Genomic DNA, 17,987 nt, shown 5'->3' with positions numbered 1-17,987 from the left:
TAGGGACAGTGATGCGGCGGCCTATTCAGACAATTCAGAAATCGACTCAATGCAGGCGGCGGCCAGGGTTTCCAGCACCGCTTCATCGTGGCTGAATGAAAGGTAAAAGCGGCCGAAGGCAAAGGGCATCACCAAAATCCCGCGGCGGCGCAGGGCGAAATGCAGCTTGAGGCTCCAGGCTTTGTCCGCCGTTGCCGCCGCTTGCCGGTAATCCAGCGGCGGCACATTTGAACGCCAGAACGTGAACACCGAACCGTAGCCGGTGGAGCATAGCGCCGTGCCTCGGGCCCGGCAGCCGTCGATGATTTTTTGGCGCAGCCCATCCCCCTGACGCAGCAGTTGCCGGTAATCCCGGTTTTTAAGCGTTGTCAGGGTGGCTATCACCGCCGCGCACACCGGCGGATTGCCGCTGTAAGTGCCGGCCCGCGTCGCCAGTCCGCGTTCAAATACCGACATATAAGCCGATTTTCCCAACAGCGCCGCCACTACCGTGCCGCTGCCGATGGCTTTGCCCACGGTGGCGAAATCGGCGTCAATACCCAACAAATGTCCGGTCAGCCCCGCATGCAGACGAAACCCCATCAGCACTTCATCCAGAATCACCAGGGCGCCGTGGCGATGGGCGCTGTCGGCCAGATACTGCAAATAGCCGGGCGCCGGTTCGATGCAGCCGGCATTGGCCATGACCGGCTCCACAATCAGCGCGGCGATATCGCCGTGGTCGGCGAATAACCGATCCACATCGGTGAAATCATTGTAGCGCAGCAGCAGCATGCCCTCTTTTTCGGGACGCGCCGGCTGCGACATCGCCGCGTCCGGCGTGCCGGCGTTGCCGAATGCCACGCCGTCGAACCAGCCGTCATAACCGGCGGCGAATTTCACCACCTTATGGCGGCCGGTGGCGGCGCGGGCGGCGCGGGCGGCCAGATGAACCGCCTCGCTGCCGGAATTGACGAAAATAACCTGGTCCAATTCTTCGGTAAACGAGCTTAACAGCGTCGCCGCCTCTTCCTCCAGCCCATGGGAATAAGCGGGCATCAGCATCTTTTCCTGGGTTTGCCGCAGGGCGTCCAGGACTTCCGGCGGGTTATGCCCCAGCAGCGTGGCGCCGAAGCCCAGGGCGGTGTCGATATAACGTTGACCGTCGCGATCCCAGAGCCAGGGACCTACGGCTTTTTCAATCAATAGCGGTCGGCCGTCGATTTCAGGCAAAGCGCGGCCGGCGCTGGATATTCCACCCACTAAATGTGTCATCTCGGTTCTCGTATCAAATAGCGCGTCAGTAACCCAGCAATGCGGGCAACCACTCGGTTAAGGAAGGAAACAGCACCAGCAGCGCGATGGCGAAAGCGGTGGCTATCCAGAAAGGGATCAGCCGGCGGGATACCGGGCCGATATCGATTTTCGCCACGTTGCACACCACGAAGATATTGCTGCCCACCGGAGGCGTAAACAGCCCCCAGCCCAGGGTCAAGGTGAAAATCAGCCCGATCTGGTACGGCGCCAGTCCGGCCTGTTTGGCGATAGGCACCAGGATCGGCGCCAGGATGATCATGGCCGGCCCCAAATCAAGCCAGAAGCCCACCACTTTCAGCAGCAAAATCACCAGCAGCACGGTCACCAGCGGACCACAGTGCAATGAGGTGATCCATGCGGCCGCCATATGGGGCACCTGGGTCACCGTCAACAGCCAGCCGAAGGGAACCGCCACCGCCATGATAATCATCACCGAACCGGTGATGGCCACCGATTCGACGATGGCCGGGATAATATCGCGCCAGGAAAGCTCGCGGTAAAATACCCCGCCCGCCAACAGCGCATAAACCACCGATAATCCGGCCGCTTCGGTGGCGGTCACAAATCCGACGACGATGGCGCCGAGCACGAAGACCGGCATGCACATGGCCGGCAAGGCCCGCCACAGATCGCGCCAAAACTGCGGAAAATCGATGCGGCCTTCCAGCCGGGGGAAGTTTTCACGCACGCCGATGACCCAGGCGGTAAACATAAACACCAGCGCCAGCAGGCAGCCGGGCACGATACCCGCCACGAACAGGCCGCCGATGGAAGTGTTGGTGAGGACCCCATACAGCAGCAGGATGACGCTGGGGGGCACCACGATACCCAGGGTACCTGAGGCGGCGGTGACCGCCGCGGCAAAGTCGCGCGGATACCCCATCTTCTCCATGATGGGGATCATTACCTTGGCTACCGTGCTGGTGTCGGCGGTGGCGGAGCCGGTAAGCCCGCCGTAGACAAAGGCGGTGGCCACGTTCACCAGGCCCAGCCCGCCGCGGAAATGGCCGAACAGATGCTCCGCCACCCGCATAATGCGATGGGTCAGCCCGCCGCGGTTCATCAGTTCGCCGGCGAACAAAAACAGCGGAATGGCAATCAGCGACGCGGTGTCGGCGCCGCGGATGGTCTGCTGCGCCAGCCAGGTAGGCGGCATGGGGAAATCCCCCAGCGCCAGGGCGGCCAGGCTGCCGCCGGCGATGGACCAGGCGATGGGGACGCCGGCGCATAATAAAATCAAGAACGCCGCGATAAGGATAATAACGGTCATTCAGCCGCTCCCTTACGGAAAAAGTGCCAGATGCGCCAAAGGGAAACGAACATCAGCATGGCGGAGAAACTCACCAGCGATAAGGTGATGATACCGCTGGGCAGGCGCATGACCGGCGTCGGCACCCGGCCCGAGCCGTCCAATACGCGAATGGCGCTTTGCAGCAGCCAGCCGCTCAATCCCAGCAGCACCAGCGTGGCGAACAGATCCAGCGCGCGTTGAACCGCAACGGGAAGGAGCGTCGCCAGGCTGGTGAAACGCACGTTTTCCCCGCGCAGTTCCGCCAGCGTCGCGCCGATAAAAGTGACCCAGATAAAGCTTATCTCGGCGGTCTCGAAGGTCCACTCAACGCCGTTCCAGCCGAAATAGCGGGCGACGATACCCAGCAGCGTCGAGCCGAGGGTCAGCAAAAAAAGCAGGCAGCCCGCCCACATCAGCAACTGCCGGAGCCAGGCCGGTCCGCTGGACCGGGCATAATGGAGCGTCGTCATGATGCGTTACTCGGCCGCGGCGTCGGCGCGCAGCTGTTTGATAAAGTCCGCGCCCCAGGTCTTGGAGAACTGGTCGTACACCGGACCGGACTTGGCCAGGAACGCCGCCCGGTCGACATCGTTGAACACCACCTGCTTGCTTTTCAACTGCTCGGTGAGCTTGGCGTAGACTTGGGACAACTGGTCACGGTACCAGGCGGTGGTATCGGCCACGGACTGTTGCAGCGCCTGGCGGTCGGCCGCCGCCAGGCCGTCGTAGGCGGCTTTATTCATATACCAGAAATTCGCCGACCAGATATAGTTGGCCATGGAGACGTGCTTGACCACTTCGTACCAGCGCTGATCGCTGAAATCCCGCAGTTCGGGCTCAATACCGTCCACTACGCCGGATTGCAAAGAGGTGTACACCTCGCCGAAGGGAATGGATTGGGGCAACCCGCCCAACTGCTTGATGGTGGAGAGGATCACCGGATTGGGGGGCGTGCGGATTTTCAAACCGGCGAGATCGGCGGGTTCGACAATGGCTTTCTTGCTGTTGGCGAACTGGCGAAAGCCGGAGTCCAGGGCGGAGAGCATCACATAGCCGCGGTCCTCACCCATTGAGAGGAATTTTTTGCCCGCCGCGCTGTCCAGGAAATGATGCACCGCGTCGGCATCCTTGAAGAGAAAGGGCAGCGACACCGCGTTCAGGCGCGGATCGATGGCGTCCACCACCCCGCCCAGCCCCATGGCGATGGCGCCGGAGCCGGCTGAATCGGCAATGGCGCCTTCATCCCCCAGTTGGCCGTCCGGAAAGATCTGGATTTCCAGCCGGTCTTTGGTTTTCTCTTTCACCTCGGCGGCAAAGCGCACCATCGCCTGGTTGATCAGGCTGTCGCTGCTGGAGGCATGGGCCAGGCGCAGGGTTTCGGCGGCCAGCGCCGGCGACGGATGCCACAGGCCGGCGGCGCAGACTGTCAATAAAAGCGCCGGGAGCGCATGGCGAACAAAGGTACGCTTGGGTGCTGACATCATCGATCCTCTATTGCTGGGTTGCGGTGCGTATGGATCCAGCATAGGGAATACGTCCCATAAGGGAAATAAAGAGTTTTAATGGTACGCTACAAATATTTATGTACCATTAAGACTTGCCCGGCATTATCCCGTGCAAAATCTGATGGGCGGTATCGGCTATCACCTTCCCGGCGCCGCGATCGCCTTTCGCCATGGAAGACATAAAGGCTTTTGCCTGCTCCAGGGTAATGTGCGGCGGCAGGGGCGCCACCTCGGGATCGGTTTTGACCTCCAGCACCACCGGCCGGTCGGCGGACAGGGCTTCCACCCAGGCGCCATACAGTCTGGCGGGATCGTCGACGAAGATGCCCTTCAGGCCGAGTGATTCCGCAAAACGGGCATAGCCCACGTCCGGCACCGACTGGGTGGCCGGGTAGCGGGGATTGCCCTCCATCACCCGCTGCTCCCAGGTGACCTGATTTAAATCCTCGTTGTTGAACACGCAGACAATCAGCCGCGGATCCTGCCAGCGCTGCCAATATTTCTTGATGGTGATAAGTTCGGCCATGTTATTCATTTGCATGGCGCCGTCCCCCACCAGCGCCACCACCGGCGACGAAGGATGGGCGAATTTGGCGGCGATGGCGTAAGGCACCGCCGCCCCCATGCAGGCCAGCCCTCCCGACAGCGACGCCCGCTGGCCCTGTTTCACCCGGTAATCCCGGGCGAACCAGTTGGCGCAGGAGCCGGAGTCGGAGGTGACGATGGCGTTTTCGGGCAACAGCGGGGACATTTCCCACACCACCCGCTGCGGATTGACGGGATGCGCCTCTGCCATGGCCCGATCTTCCAGCTTCAGCCACCAGGCTTTGACGCCCAACGCGATGTTTTCCTGCCAGCGACGATCGTCTTTATGGCGCAGCAGCGGCAGCAGCGCCCGCAGCGTTTCGCCCGCATCCCCGTGCAGATTCACCTCCACCGGATAACGCAGTCCCAGCATCGACGGATCGATATCAATCTGCACCGCCCGCGCCTGTCCGTCCGCCGGCAGGAATTCCGCCCAGGGGAAACCGGTGCCGATCATCAGCAGCGTGTCGCACTCCTTCATCATATCCGACGAGGGTTCGGTGCCCAGCAGGCCGATGGAGCCGGTGACGAAGGGCGCATCGTCCGGCAGCACATCTTTGCCCAGCAAAGCCTTGGCCACGCCGGCTCCCAGGAGGTTGGCGGCCTGCACCACTTCCACCGCCGCCCCGCGCGCGCCGGCGCCAATCAAAATCGCCACTTTTTTACCGGCGTTCAACACATCAGCCGCCCGCTGCAGATCCTGTTCGTAAGGCACCACTTTCGGCCGCTGATATCCGGGACCCGAGCGGGTAAAACCATGGGCCTGCTGCGGCTCCTGCCAAGGTTCATCCTGCACGTCCTTGGGCAACACCAGCACCGTGACGCCGTTCTGGGCCACGGCGATGCGCACGCCGCGATCCGTCAGATGGCGCAGTTGGGCGGGAGAAGCGGCCTCCTGAACAAAACTGCCCACATCGGCGAATATCCGATCGAGATTAAGTTCCTGCTGATAATTGGAACCGCGGGCGGTGGCCTCCGCCTGGCCGGCAATGGCCAGAACCGGCACATGATCCATTTTGGCATCGTACAGGCCGGTGAGCAGATGGGTGGCGCCGGGGCCGCCGGTGGACAGACATACCCCGAGCCGGCCGGTAAACTTGGCATGGGCGCTGGCCATAAAAGCCGCCATCTCTTCATGGCGCACCTGTATAAACTCGATGCCCTGCCCTCGCTTTTCAGCCCGCTGCAGCGCGCCGAGCACGCCGTTAATACCGTCGCCGGGGTAGCCGAATATCCGGGTCACGCCCCAGGCCCGCAGGCGCTCAACAAAAAAATCGCTGGTCAGCTTTGCCATGAAATCCCCCCGTCATAAAATGTTTCCTGAATAATAAGGATAGCTGACGCAGCCGATGGCGGGGCACCTCGCTATGAATGTACCTTTACAACTTGTTAGAGCTTAACCCAATGATCAGAACGTAACGACGACGCCATTTCAACATTAAATCTCTTCATGCGATGATCGAACGCAAAGAAAAACTTAAAAGGTTTATTGGAAGAAAATACGGAATTTTTATCACGTAGAATTGATCGAATTTCTGAATATGTAATCCATTCATGCACGGGTCGATTTAAATGTATGTCGTCACGTCTCTTTCCATTTTTCCACGGTTTATAGTTTGCCTCGTCGAGGTTAATTTCAGCGTTTTCCTCCGTATTCCATGCGTACGCAATATCAAAGCGCTCCTCGGCAAAAAACTCCAAACCCAGCTTGCTGGTATTTCTAAAAAAATGAAAGTTATAGAGATGATATAAATCCTTATAGTTTTCGGATGACAGTAATAATTCCCCTTTCTCTGTTTTGTAAGACTCCAAGGCCTGTTCCAACTCAGCACTGTTTTTACATCCAAGCTTAAGGATAAGGTATTTAAGATGTTTGCACAACTCCTCTATATTACAATCTGCTTCAGTGTTTTTAAGAATAAATTGTTCCAGATTATCTTTATTGCCATTAGCCGCAGTTTGCATAAGAAGAGTTCTGATTCGGATGATGGGATCAAGCTTTTCCTTATTGGCATATAAATAATTTTTCCAACGGGATTTTAAGTCTCCATGGGATTTTTTTGAGGGTTGCGAAGGCGCGCGAACACTGATTTTAGAAATATTTTCAATAGAACGATCAAAAAGATCTTTGGAGGGATAACCAAGTTTTTCCCAGGGTTGGGGCGGTCCATTAAGTCCTATCTGTGTATTAAGTATATTAATTGTTTTTACCCTTTTTAATCCTAAACCTTTTTCCAAAAGAAATTTAAGATCATCTTGTTTTTTCCTTAAGCCAAATACAGCCACAGGATGATATTTATGTTTTAAAGTAAAATTATTTTTCCCAGAGTATGCGGCATGAAAATAAGATAGGGTGTACTTTGGCTTAACATTATCTTTGGCGCTTCGAGAATAAGTCGACTGCGGCATCGCTGAAGGGGTATTGCTTACATTGATGGTTTTAGCAATCATCGCCAACCCTTTATCATCAGGGTTTTCTTCAGTAGATACCGGACAAAACGTTGCACCCATTACGGAATGAGGGTTGGAATTTATCATTCTTTTTTCTTCCTTAATCTATCAGTTTAAGCAAATGTCAATCCAAAGGCATTAACGGACAAAATGACAATCATTAAAGCAGATCAGAGAATGGGTAGTTGATATCACCCATCCATTAATTCTTACTTTAAAGGAGTCCAAGCATTGGAACTTGCAAATTTGGTTTTTTAACGAACAGTGATTGTTTTAGATACAAATCACTCGTTGAATTTATGAAATATTCCCGCAAAGTGCGGTATCAGACATTCCATGTTAGGACAGGATTACAGCTTTTTTTTGCAACATACGTTTTCCTGCGCTTAAGCCTTCGATGATGGGCTATCACCGACGACCAGCGCAGATAAAAAAAGTCATTAAAAGCAGGTAGTCACCTGTCCGACGCAGACGTAGTTATCATCCACCAGCGGCAGGTAGCGCCATTTGTCAAAGGCGGTGCAGGGATGGGAAATACCGCAGCCCACCCAGTCACCCACCTGCAGGGGGTCGTCCGCCGCCACGCGCAAATAGGCATGCTGATCGTTAACCGCCGTCACCGATGCCCCGCTGGCGTCCCGAACCTCACCGCCGTTAGCCTCCCGGAAGCTGTGGGGCATAGGCAAATCCTGGTCGAACGGCACATCGCGGCGGCCGAAATCCAGGATGGCCAGCTCCGGTTCCGGACGCGACAGCACCCGGCCCCAGATTTCCAGCGCCGGCCGGAGATGAAACGCCGAACCTTGCTGGGCAAACGGGGCGATGCGGGCATAAAGACCGTCGTCATGGGCCATATAGGCCCCTGAGCGGATCATTACCAGGGCGGGACGGGACAGGGACACCGCCTTGAACATTTCCACCACGATATCAAAAAAGGTTCCGCCCCCGGCGCTCAGTAATATGTGCTCCGCCTCAAACAGCCCCTCGCCGTCCACGGCGCCGGCCACGGTCATCATCCAGCGGCAATAGTCCCGTACCTTGGCGAGGGATTCGGCGCTGCGATCGCCGGCTATCGCGCCTTCATAACCCGCCAGGCCGATAAGCTGCAGCTTATGGCTGTCCCGCACCAAACGGGCGATATCCAGCGCCTCCGCCAGGGAGCGGCAGCCGGTACGGCCGCCGGCCACCGACACTTCCAGCAATACCGTCAGGCGGACATCAATATCCGCCAGGGCCTGTTCCAGTATCCTTACCCCGGCCAGGGAATCCACATAACAGATAAACCGCTGTTCCGGGTGGTCGTGCTGATAGCGGCCTATCCAGCGGATGCCCGCCGGATCCACCAGTTCATTGGCCAGAAAGACGTTTTTGACGCCGAAGGAGCGAAAGGCGCGCACCTGGGCGGGGGTGGCCGCGCTCAGTCCCCAGGCCCCCTGGCGTATCGCCCCCCGCAGCAGTTCCGGCGCCAGGGAGGTTTTGCCGTGGGGCGCATGGAGCACTCCCTGCTGGCGGCAATAGTCGGCCATGGCGGCGATATTCTGTTCGTAGGCGGCCTGCTTGAGGATCATGACAGGAGAAAAGACCGCGTCGTCCGCAAACAGCGGGGTGCCGGCGGCCAATACCGAGCGGCCGTCTCCCCCGGCGGATTTGTACAGCGGTCCCGGCGTCATTGGATTCAAGCTGCCGTCGGCGGTATAAAAATCTGTGGCATCGGACATAATGGATTTCCCTTGATATCGGACCGCTTGGCGGTCCTGATGGCTATCGGTTGTCTCAGTGTTCAAGCACCCGGCTTAAAAACTGCTGGGTGCGGGCATTTTGCGGATGGACAAAAATCTGCTCCGGCGCCCCCTGCTCGGCAATTACCCCTTTATCCATAAACACCACCCGGTCGGCGGTTTTACGGGCAAAGCCCATTTCATGGGTGACCACCACCATGGTCATGCCTTCCCGGGCCAGTTCGCGCATGACTTCGGTCACCTCCCCCACCAGTTCGGGATCCAGCGCCGAGGTGGCTTCGTCGAAAAACATGATCTTCGGCTCCACCGCCAGGGCGCGGGCGATAGCCACCCGCTGCTGCTGTCCTCCCGACAGCTGCGAAGGGTAATGGCCGGCCCGGTCCGCCAGGCCCACCCGGTTCAAGGCCGCCATGGCGGTGCGCTCGGCGTCGGCTTTCGACATTTTGCGCGCCTTGATCAGGGCCAATGTGACATTGCCCAGGGCGGTTTTATGGGGAAACAGATTGAACTGCTGGAAGACCATGCCCACATGTCCGCGAATCTCCTTGGCCCGGCGGCTGTCATGCAGCGGCACGTCGTTGACCCAGATTTCGCCGGCGTCGGCGATTTCCAGGCCGCTCATAATGCGCAGCACGGTGCTTTTCCCGGAGCCGGAGGCGCCGATAAGTACCAGCACCTCGCCGGGGCTCACCGCCAGATCAATGCCCTTGAGCACCTGGGTGCTGCCGAAGGATTTCGATACGCCGCTTAAGGCGATGGCGGGTTTGGGGCTGACAATAGCCGTCATGATAAGAGACTCCTGTTGCTTTCCTGATGCTGCACCCAGCGGGAGATGGGAAAACAGATAATGAAATAAAGGGCGGCCACCAGGCCGTACACCGCCACCGGCTGGCCGACGCGATCGACGATGGATTGCCCCTGGCGCAGCAGTTCGGACATGCCGATCATGCTGATAATGGAGGTATCTTTTATCAGCGACAGATATTGGCCGATAAGCGGGGGCAGGACGATTCGCCGGGTTTGCGGCAGGATGACCGACAAAAAGGTGTGCCGCTTATTCATGCCGAGGATCTGCGCCACTTCCCACTGCCCTTTCGGCACCGCCTCGATACCGGCGCGAAACACTTCACCGATATAGGCGCCCTGATAAACGCTCAGGCCGATGACGCCGGCGGCGAAGATATTAATGTCATAGCCAAAATAGGCTACGCCGAAATAGATGAACATCAGCGTAATCAGCACCGGCGATCCGCGAAACAGCTCGGTATACAGCCGGGCGACGACGATAGCCGGCGTGTTGCGGCTGCTGCGCAGCACGGCCGCCAGCAGTCCCAGCAGCGTGCCGCCGATAATGGAGGCCGCCGACAGCAGCAGCGTCACTCCCAGCCCCTTGAGCAGCAGCGGCGCGCTGGTGATTAATAACTCGTTCATGCCGTTCCCCCGCTTTTGACTTTATTTCGGCCAAACCACGGACCGGATTTTTTTATGGCGGTTACCGGCGGCGTGAAAAGATGCCGTCCCAAAAAACCGCCAATCCACACCAGGGCATTGCTCAGAATCAAATAAGCCGCCAGCGTCACGGTGAAGGTCTGGATATACAGCAGCGTCCGGGCGTTAATCACCGTTGCCGTACCGGTGAGTTCCGGCAGGGCAATGGCCGAGAGCAGCGATGTGCCCAGCAGCAGTTGGATCAGATTGTTGATAATAGCCGGATAGACCGCCCGCGCCGCCTGCGGCAATACCACCTGAAGAAAGATATCCCGCCGTCCGATGCCGAGGATCATGGCCGCTTCCTGCTGGCCTCGCGGCACCGACTGAATGCCGGCGCGGAAGACTTCCGCCAGGTACGCGCCCACATTCACGCCAAGAGCGATAATGCCGGCGGTCCAGGCGCCCATGGTCAATCCCAGGGACGGCAGGCCGAAAAACACGATAAATATCTGCAGCAGCACCGGTGTGTTGCGGATGATTTCAACGTAGGCGGCGGCAATAAACCGCAGAACGGAAAAACGGCAGGATCGGGCCAGAGCAGTCAGCAAACCCAACGCCATCGCCAGGATAAATGCCAGCACCGTCACCTGCAGCGTCACCCATGCGGCGGTGAGAAACACATCAAAATAGCTGATGAGGGTTAACCATTGATAGCTCATGTCTGCCTCCGTCGGCGGATAATCCCCTCGCCGGTCATCAATACTGAGGATTCAGCGGATAACGGGGCGCCGTACCGAACCATTTTTGATAAAGCGCGGCGTTCTGTTTGGACGCGTTGATTTCAAACAGGAATTCATTGAGATAATTGATCCACTGCTGATCGCCGGCTTTTACGCCGAAGGCGTTATATTCCAGCGGTACCAGCGCCTCGTTGGTGACCACCAGGGTAGGATCGAGCTTGGCCTGGTACGCCAGGAAGTTGTTATCCTCAATCATGGCGTCGGCCTGTCCCTGCTTGACGGCAAGTATGGCGGCCTGGGAGCTGTCATACTCCTGGATCTTCACCGGGATGCCCATGGAGCGGACTTCATCGCCGTTAGTAGAGCCCTTAACCGTGGCGATGGTTTTGCCGCCCATATCCTTGGCGGACTGGATACCGCTGTTCTTACGCACCAGCATCGCTTCGCTGGCCACCACATAAGGCGCGGTAAATCCGATTTCCTTGGCCCGTTCCAGATTGCGGGTGAAATTACAGAATACCACGTCCACTTTGTTGGTCTGCAAATTGGGAATACGGTTGGCGCTGGTGGTGTCCACCACTTCAAGCTTCACCCCCATATCCTTGGCGAGCTCTTTGGCCAGATCCACATCATAGCCGTCAGGCTGGCCGTCTTTATTGTTGAAACCGAACGGCGCAAAGGACAAGCAGTCCCCCACCCGCAGCGTGCCCCGTTGCAGTACGGTTTGCAGTGTGGAGGCCGGCGCGGCGTCTTTCGCCTTGCCGTTATCGGTCGGCGTGCAGCCGATAACGGACAGCATGCCGGCGGCGGTAATAAGGCAGGCTGCATGCGTCTTATAATTAAGACAATTCATTTTTTATTCCCCCGAATAATTGATTATTTGTTAATTCAGAAATTGCCGGATTTAAACAAGCCCGCCGGTAGGAATTTTTATTTCTTATCGGCGCGGTAACATTTCATATCCACTTCAACCTTACAATCCACCACCAAATCCTGAACGCTGCAAATACGTGCCGGAGGAAACGCTGAAAAATATTCGGCGAAGACTTTATTGAATGATCCGAAATAACGGGCATCGGTAAGCACGGCGGTAACATGCACCACGTCGCTGGCTTCATAACCCGCCTCTTGGGCAATGCGCAGGCAGTTATCAAATGCCAGCCGGGTTTGTTCAATAATACTGCCTTCCACTATCTCGCCGTCGGTCATCGGCGTCTGGCCGGAGATGTATAGCCAGCCGTCCGCCTCAACCGCACGGGCAAAGGGTAGTTTCTGCCCACCGGTACCCACGCCGCCTTCGGTACCGTATCGTTTTATCGCCATAAAAATGTCTCCCGCGCCACAAAACCTGGTTTTGTCCGCCCTGTTTGTTCAAATTATTTTAAGTAATTGTTATTGCGCATTGTCCGATATACCAGATTTGTTTCCGGGATACCGGACAATTTCAGACTGTCATAAAAGAATTAAATTTGCAATAACCAATCAAAATTTATATGCCCGTATTCAGAACTGTCACGATTAAGCCGTTATTTCCCGCTGCGTCTACACGTTAATCCGTTTACTCTTTTCAGTACCGTTTCACCATCTGGAATAAGCCTTATGATTCATGCAAAATAACAGGGCCCCAAAAAAGTGCATGGAATATCATTAAGCAAAAATGAACCGACGCTGTGGATATTGGTAATTCCGTGTATGATAACCCCACGCATTAGCCAGCGGCCGGTTCGGTGTGCAACCCTTGACCTTTCGGTCCCGACATCATCACTTTTACGCCGGCCGGCGATACCACGGAGAACAGCCATGCCCTCAGCCAACCCGCCTCGGGCCAGGGGAGTAGACCGGATCATTGAATTATTCCGGCAGTTGCATATCGCCAGAAAACCCATGACCATGCGGGAACTGATCGCATCCACCGATGCGCCTCGGTCAAGTATTTACGAGCTGGTGAGCCTGCTGACGGAAGCGGACTGGCTGGAAACCTTGCCGGACGGCAGTGTGTTTTTCGGTCGGGAAATGCACTATTACGGTGCGGACTATGCCATGCAAAACGATTTGCTGCGCCGCGCCCATCAGTTGATGCTGGAGCTTATCAACCGTTTGGGTGAAACCGTTCAGCTCTGCATACTGGAAGGAAATAAATATACGGTGGTGCTGTCGGAGAGCAGCTCCCGCCCGTTTAAAATCACCTCGGATATCGGCGTCAAGGTGCCTATCCCCTGGACCGCCTCAGGACGGTTGCTGCTGGGACACCTCTCGGCCCGGGACATTCTCGATCTGATCCCGGCGGAGGATTTTACCCTGGCGGACGGACGCACCATCGACAGCGGGCAATTCCTCGAGGATGTTAAACGCGCCGCGCAGCAGGGTTATTCCATGACAGAAGGGTTGTCGGACAGCTTTACCTGCTGCATGGCGGCGCCGGTCCTCTCGCGTGGCGGCCATGCCATTGCGGCCTTTTGTTTTATGGTTAGCCGCGACACGGACGAGCCGCGGCGGCAAATGCTGCTACGGGAACTGATCGCCTCGGCGCAAAAGCTGTCCGATCTGTCATGATACGTTTATGCATCAACGCCGGTAATGGATGAGAGTAACCGCAGCCGGTAAATATCGGCACGAGCGCGCCTTTATTAAGGAATCAAGTTGGCGGGCTCATTTGATCACGCTGTCATAATAAAAAAAACCTTGCCACGCATTAGATGTCAGGGAGTTGGAAATTATAATCGCATCTTTGAAAACCCCCGTCTTGAAAACTTTACCGTTGAAAATACCGCTTGTATTTCGCAGGACGCAACGTATTTCCGATGCTGTAATCCATTCTTGTCCCCCATCAAAACGACGCTCCCCTCTTTTCCAAGGCTTATCCTGAATAACATTAAGATCAACCAAGGTATCCTTGTTCACATTCCATGAAAAATTAATATCAAAGCCACGAAGGGCAAAAAATCCCAGACCCAGCTTGCTGGTATTTCTGGCAAAATGATTCCCAAACAATTCAGCAAGCCCCACATAATCAGACTCTGAAAAAAAAGACACGCCATTCAACTTTTTATAATCGTTTAATGCATGCTTTATTTCTAAGTGAGTTGTGCAATTGAAGCGATCAATGAAATCCATAAAAACACAAGCCAGTTTTTCGTTATCTATGTTTGCCATAGTATTTTTCACAATGAACTGATTCAAGATTACTTCGCGTTCTATGGTAGCATTCATAGTCATGAGTCTTTTTAAGCGAAGTACCGGATCAAGTTTTTCTTTGTGTTCAAATAAATATTTTTTCCAGAGATTAAGTTCGTAACTATCAACAAAAGTTGACCTATCCGCAAGGGGTATGTCAGCGAGCGAAGGCAGGCCGATAATGGCGGAGTTTGTGCCATATTCCTCTATCTTCATGAGATTATTCAGAAATAGATTAAAAAATGCTTCGCTGCTATAGTCAGTGCAGTTTTGATCGGACAACTCATAATGCAAACCTATTGCTTCGTTATATTGACACACAGCCGTCGACCAATTGATCTTCAACAGGTCTTTTGAAATTTTGTCTAAAACTCGTATTTCGTCACAAATACCGTACGTTACCACGGGACAATTTTGCTGTTTTACAGTAACATTCTTCCGGCCTATGGCCAGGCTTGAGAGCACCGACTTAGCCGACGGTATACTGACAAGACCTTGATCGGTATGTCTTTCTTTACTTGCTAATACGTCTAAGGGCGTGTTGGAAACGCTTAGCAAACTTGGAAGAGATGCCCCCCCTCCGGGCCAATTGCTTTCCAATGATCCCGTTGACCGGTCGACAGTGGGACCGTGGATGCTTATAGGATATGTATTCATTTAATTCCCTTTAGTTTTTTTAGCTATATTGAACCAGATTAATCAATAACATTATGTACATGCATTGCGATTAGTTTTTATCTGCACAAATTAACGTTGTCCCCTTAAAAGGTAAAATCACAATATGATATCGAGTAATACATTGATACTAAAAAATTCATAAAATTTTAACGCCGCTCACCGTGCTTCGAATTTTTTTCCGCTGACCCAAAACACAAAACCAGTTTACTGGTGTTTTTAAACATGCTTCATGTAAAGCATAAGCAGATGCAGACAACCGGTTTTACCCAACAATAAACATGTCATGTTGTTATGCAGTTTCTGTATCAGCTCTGCCTAGTTTTACATCTATTTTTTAAATCAAGCAAAGCATATTGCCGCCAGATTCTGATATCAGAATGCGAAGTGGTAGTTTAATTTTGAATGTTTACATCCTCTCCAAGCAATCATGGACGGCACCCTTGTCAAGGAAGGCATTTAACCGCGCAATCCAACAGGGCCGGGATCCATTGGCTGATAGGTATATTGTTTTCAGATTCTTTTTATTTCCTTAGTTTTCAACCTCTGATGGCGGACGCTTTTGATTACTCACTTTGTCATCATAAAAAAAACCTTGCCACGCATTGGATGTCAAGGATTTGGAAATCATCATCGAATTTTTGAAAAACCCAGTTTTGAAAACTTTATCGTTGAAAAGGCCGTTTATATTTTTCAAGACGGAACGCATCTCCGATGCAGTAATCCATTCTGGCTCTTCATCTAATCGACGCTCCCCTCTTTTCCAAGGCTTATCCTGAACTACCTTCAGATCAACCAAGGTATTATCACCCACATTCCACGCAAAATTAATATCATATCCACGGCCGGCAAAAAACGCCAGGCCCAGTTTGCTGGTATTTCTGAAAAAATGATTCTGATAGAAGTTAGCAAGGTCTATATAATCGGGCCCACTCAAAAAAGGTTCACCCTTCGACTCTTTATAATCACTCAAAGCATGTTTAATCTCGCTGCTGGTTGTGCAATTGAAGCGATTGATCAAGGCGAGCAAATTGTCAGCAAGCTTTTCAACGTCGGCGTCTGAAAATGTGTTTTTAACAATAAATTGTTTGAGAAGGTCTGCGTGTTTTTCGGTGGGATTTATTGCCAATAATTTTTGGACGCGCAGCAAAGGATCAAGTTTTTGCTTGTTATCATAGAGGTACCTTTTCCAAAGTACATGTTCCTTGTCAATATCAAAAGATGAAGAACCGACTTTTGCAGCATGGACGAATGGAACCTGGCCGGTAATTTTAGGATCTTTACCAAATTCATTAACTATAAGAATATTTTTCAGAAAAAACATAAACGCTGTTTCTTCGTAATCGTCCTGGTCATTTTGAAAGCAGCCTGAATATTCTATACCGACTGCCTTATTATAATCACTAACACAAGCTATCCTTTTCATTTGGAGTACGGTTTCACATAAGTCCCACAGTTTATTTGCTTCGTCAGACGTACCAAAGATTGCCACGGGACAATACTGAGTTTCAGGGTTGGCTGCCCCCGCACCAGCCAAACAGCGAGAGAGCATTGACTCGTATGGCGGATTAAAAAAGCCATTATCGTGGCTGACTTGGTTTTGTCTATTTAATGATGTATTAGCAACTTGCAGTAATCCTAATAACCGTGACGGCCACTCAGAATTATGGCATTCTGGTGATTGCATCGTCTGCTCCCTAGCGAGAGCGCTGGCGGTAAAAGAAATCATTTTCACTTAATTTTCCTGGCTGAATAAAACGTCAATATCTATAAGAATTCATAAGATAAACATGTTAATATTTTGCCCCATTTTTCTTATAAAAAATTGCAGTTTTTAATCCTATCATTTATATGATTAGCCTTATGCCGTCACGAAAAGTCAATCCCCTATTAAGATACGGGTCCGACTTAATGATAGAGGAAAGCGGCGATTTACTTCTCTTATCCCTGCTCAACAAGCAACGATTTTCCCCAGAAACCGGCGGCACTGTTCCAACTGTTCGATATCCACATATTCGTCGGCTTTGTGGGCCTGGTTGATGGAGCCCGGCCCGCATACCACGGTGGGAATGCCCGCCTGCTGGAACAATCCTGCCTCGGTGCCAAAGCTCAGCGAGTCAAAACCCTCTTGTCCCAGCGCGCCGGCGCAGCTGTGTTTAAGCGCATCCAGGGAACCGTCGTCCAACAGGCCGGGATACTCCGCCCGCCGCTCCAGCAGGATATCCGCCGCCGCCGACACCGTGCGCATTTCCGGCAATAGCCGTTTGGCATATGCCCCCAAGGCTTCCGCCAGCAGGTGATGCCGGGTGCCTGGCAGCGGGCGGATCTCGAAGTCGAATTCGCAGCTATCCGGCACAATATTCACCGCGCTGCCGCCGTGAACGGTGCCCACCTGCACCGTCGACCAGGGCGGGTCGTAGCGGTTGTCCCGGCAATCATGTCGCCAGTCGCGGCCTTGGCTGCGCAAAAACAGCATCAGCTCCGCCGCGTATTCGATGGCATTCACCCCCAAATGATTTTGCGAGGAATGGGCCGCTTGCCCCCGTACCCGGCAATGCCAGGCGCTTTTGCCTTTATGGGCCGTGGCGATTCGCATCAGGGTCGGTTCGCCGATGATGCAGCCGGTGGGACGGGCCCCGTCCAGGGCCAGCTCATCCAGCAGCCCCCGCACCCCGACGCAGCCGATCTCTTCATCATAGCTGATGGCGATATGCACCGGCCGGGCATCGGCGGCGCGGGTGGCCTCGATAAAACGGGGCACCATGGCCAATACGCACGCCAGATAACCTTTCATATCGGCGCTGCCCCGGCCGTACAGCCGATCGCCGCGCCGCAGCAGCGTAAAGGGATCGCTGCTCCACGGCTGGCCGTCCGCAGGCACCACGTCTGAATGTCCCGACAGGCAGATGCCGCCCCGATCTGCGGGTCCGATGGTAGCGTAAAGGTTAGCCCGGCTGCCATCCTCGCTGTAGACTCTGCGGGCGCCGATACCGTAATCCGCCAGGTAGGATTCTACGAAATCAATTAGCTCAAGATTCGACCGGCGGCTCAGCGTCGGAAAAGCCACCAGCGCCGATAACAGTTCAATCGCGGTGCCCAT

At 54.3% G+C, this 17,987-nt stretch carries 16 protein-coding genes; 1 reads left to right on the top strand and 15 read right to left on the bottom strand.

The window, feature by feature from the left end:
* Positions 1–21: 21 nt before the first annotated feature.
* The 12 genes from ACL2XJ_RS19925 to ACL2XJ_RS19870 all read right to left on the bottom strand — a co-directional run bounded on the left by ACL2XJ_RS19925 (position 22) and on the right by ACL2XJ_RS19870 (position 12,361).
* A complete protein-coding gene (locus ACL2XJ_RS19925; RefSeq protein WP_413724245.1) occupies positions 22–1,254 on the bottom strand; it encodes an aspartate aminotransferase family protein in 1,233 nt (410 codons plus the stop codon).
* A 25-nt stretch (positions 1,255–1,279) separates the two neighbouring features.
* Positions 1,280–2,566 carry a TRAP transporter large permease gene (locus tag ACL2XJ_RS19920; RefSeq protein WP_203521698.1) on the bottom strand — a complete coding sequence of 429 codons (1,287 nt, stop codon included), beginning with the start codon at positions 2,564–2,566 and terminating at the stop codon, positions 1,280–1,282.
* Positions 2,563–3,057 (bottom strand): TRAP transporter small permease, encoded by a 495-nt coding sequence (locus ACL2XJ_RS19915; protein WP_132921903.1) that lies wholly within the window; start codon positions 3,055–3,057, stop codon positions 2,563–2,565. The genes ACL2XJ_RS19920 and ACL2XJ_RS19915 overlap by 4 nt, the downstream gene beginning before the upstream one ends.
* Before the next feature lie 6 nt (positions 3,058–3,063).
* Entirely contained in the window at positions 3,064–4,071 is a 1,008-nt protein-coding gene (locus tag ACL2XJ_RS19910; protein ID WP_413724244.1) for a TRAP transporter substrate-binding protein, read from the bottom strand.
* 106 nt (positions 4,072–4,177) lie between these two features.
* The gene (locus ACL2XJ_RS19905; RefSeq protein WP_413724243.1) at positions 4,178–5,971 is read right to left on the bottom strand and encodes a thiamine pyrophosphate-requiring protein; all 1,794 of its coding nucleotides are present in this window, start codon (positions 5,969–5,971) and stop codon (positions 4,178–4,180) included.
* Between the two features lie 95 nt (positions 5,972–6,066).
* The gene (locus ACL2XJ_RS19900) at positions 6,067–7,215 is read right to left on the bottom strand and encodes a hypothetical protein (RefSeq protein ID WP_413724242.1); all 1,149 of its coding nucleotides are present in this window, start codon (positions 7,213–7,215) and stop codon (positions 6,067–6,069) included.
* Between the two features lie 353 nt (positions 7,216–7,568).
* Positions 7,569–8,846 carry an alanine racemase gene (locus ACL2XJ_RS19895; RefSeq protein ID WP_413724241.1) on the bottom strand — a complete coding sequence of 426 codons (1,278 nt, stop codon included), beginning with the start codon at positions 8,844–8,846 and terminating at the stop codon, positions 7,569–7,571.
* A 55-nt stretch (positions 8,847–8,901) separates the two neighbouring features.
* A complete protein-coding gene (locus ACL2XJ_RS19890) occupies positions 8,902–9,654 on the bottom strand; it encodes an amino acid ABC transporter ATP-binding protein (RefSeq protein ID WP_132921907.1) in 753 nt (250 codons plus the stop codon).
* The gene (locus ACL2XJ_RS19885; protein ID WP_132921908.1) at positions 9,651–10,298 is read right to left on the bottom strand and encodes an amino acid ABC transporter permease; all 648 of its coding nucleotides are present in this window, start codon (positions 10,296–10,298) and stop codon (positions 9,651–9,653) included. The genes ACL2XJ_RS19890 and ACL2XJ_RS19885 overlap by 4 nt, the downstream gene beginning before the upstream one ends.
* Positions 10,295–11,017, bottom strand: a complete 723-nt coding sequence (locus tag ACL2XJ_RS19880) for an amino acid ABC transporter permease (RefSeq protein ID WP_203521705.1) — start codon at positions 11,015–11,017, stop codon at positions 10,295–10,297. Before ACL2XJ_RS19880 ends, ACL2XJ_RS19885 begins: the two co-directional genes overlap by 4 nt.
* A gap of 37 nt (positions 11,018–11,054) precedes the next feature.
* The gene (locus tag ACL2XJ_RS19875; protein WP_413726929.1) at positions 11,055–11,837 is read right to left on the bottom strand and encodes a transporter substrate-binding domain-containing protein; all 783 of its coding nucleotides are present in this window, start codon (positions 11,835–11,837) and stop codon (positions 11,055–11,057) included.
* A 131-nt stretch (positions 11,838–11,968) separates the two neighbouring features.
* On the bottom strand, positions 11,969–12,361 hold the full coding sequence (locus ACL2XJ_RS19870; RefSeq protein ID WP_132921911.1) for a RidA family protein: 393 nt from the start codon (positions 12,359–12,361) through the stop codon (positions 11,969–11,971).
* A gap of 477 nt (positions 12,362–12,838) precedes the next feature.
* Here ACL2XJ_RS19870 and ACL2XJ_RS19865 point away from each other — a divergent pair, with 477 nt between their 5' ends.
* Complete coding sequence (locus tag ACL2XJ_RS19865; protein ID WP_413724240.1) at positions 12,839–13,591, top strand: IclR family transcriptional regulator; 753 nt, start codon at positions 12,839–12,841, stop codon at positions 13,589–13,591.
* Positions 13,592–13,687: 96 nt separating this feature from the next.
* Here the strand turns inward: ACL2XJ_RS19865 and ACL2XJ_RS19860 are convergent, their stop codons facing one another.
* From ACL2XJ_RS19860 to argE, 3 genes are all read right to left on the bottom strand, one after another.
* Entirely contained in the window at positions 13,688–14,869 is a 1,182-nt protein-coding gene (locus ACL2XJ_RS19860) for a hypothetical protein (RefSeq protein ID WP_413724239.1), read from the bottom strand.
* Positions 14,870–15,419: 550 nt separating this feature from the next.
* The gene (locus ACL2XJ_RS19855) at positions 15,420–16,622 is read right to left on the bottom strand and encodes a hypothetical protein (RefSeq protein WP_413724238.1); all 1,203 of its coding nucleotides are present in this window, start codon (positions 16,620–16,622) and stop codon (positions 15,420–15,422) included.
* Between the two features lie 216 nt (positions 16,623–16,838).
* Positions 16,839–17,987, bottom strand: coding sequence for an acetylornithine deacetylase (gene argE / locus ACL2XJ_RS19850; RefSeq protein ID WP_413724237.1), 1,149 nt, complete (start codon positions 17,985–17,987; stop codon positions 16,839–16,841).

Source organism: Sodalis sp. RH16 (genome assembly GCF_047324245.1).
Classification (GTDB): Bacteria; Pseudomonadota; Gammaproteobacteria; order Enterobacterales; family Enterobacteriaceae; genus Acerihabitans; species Acerihabitans ligni.
The sequence above is the reverse complement of the archived record's forward strand: the minus strand, read 5'-3'. Positions and strand labels throughout refer to the sequence as shown.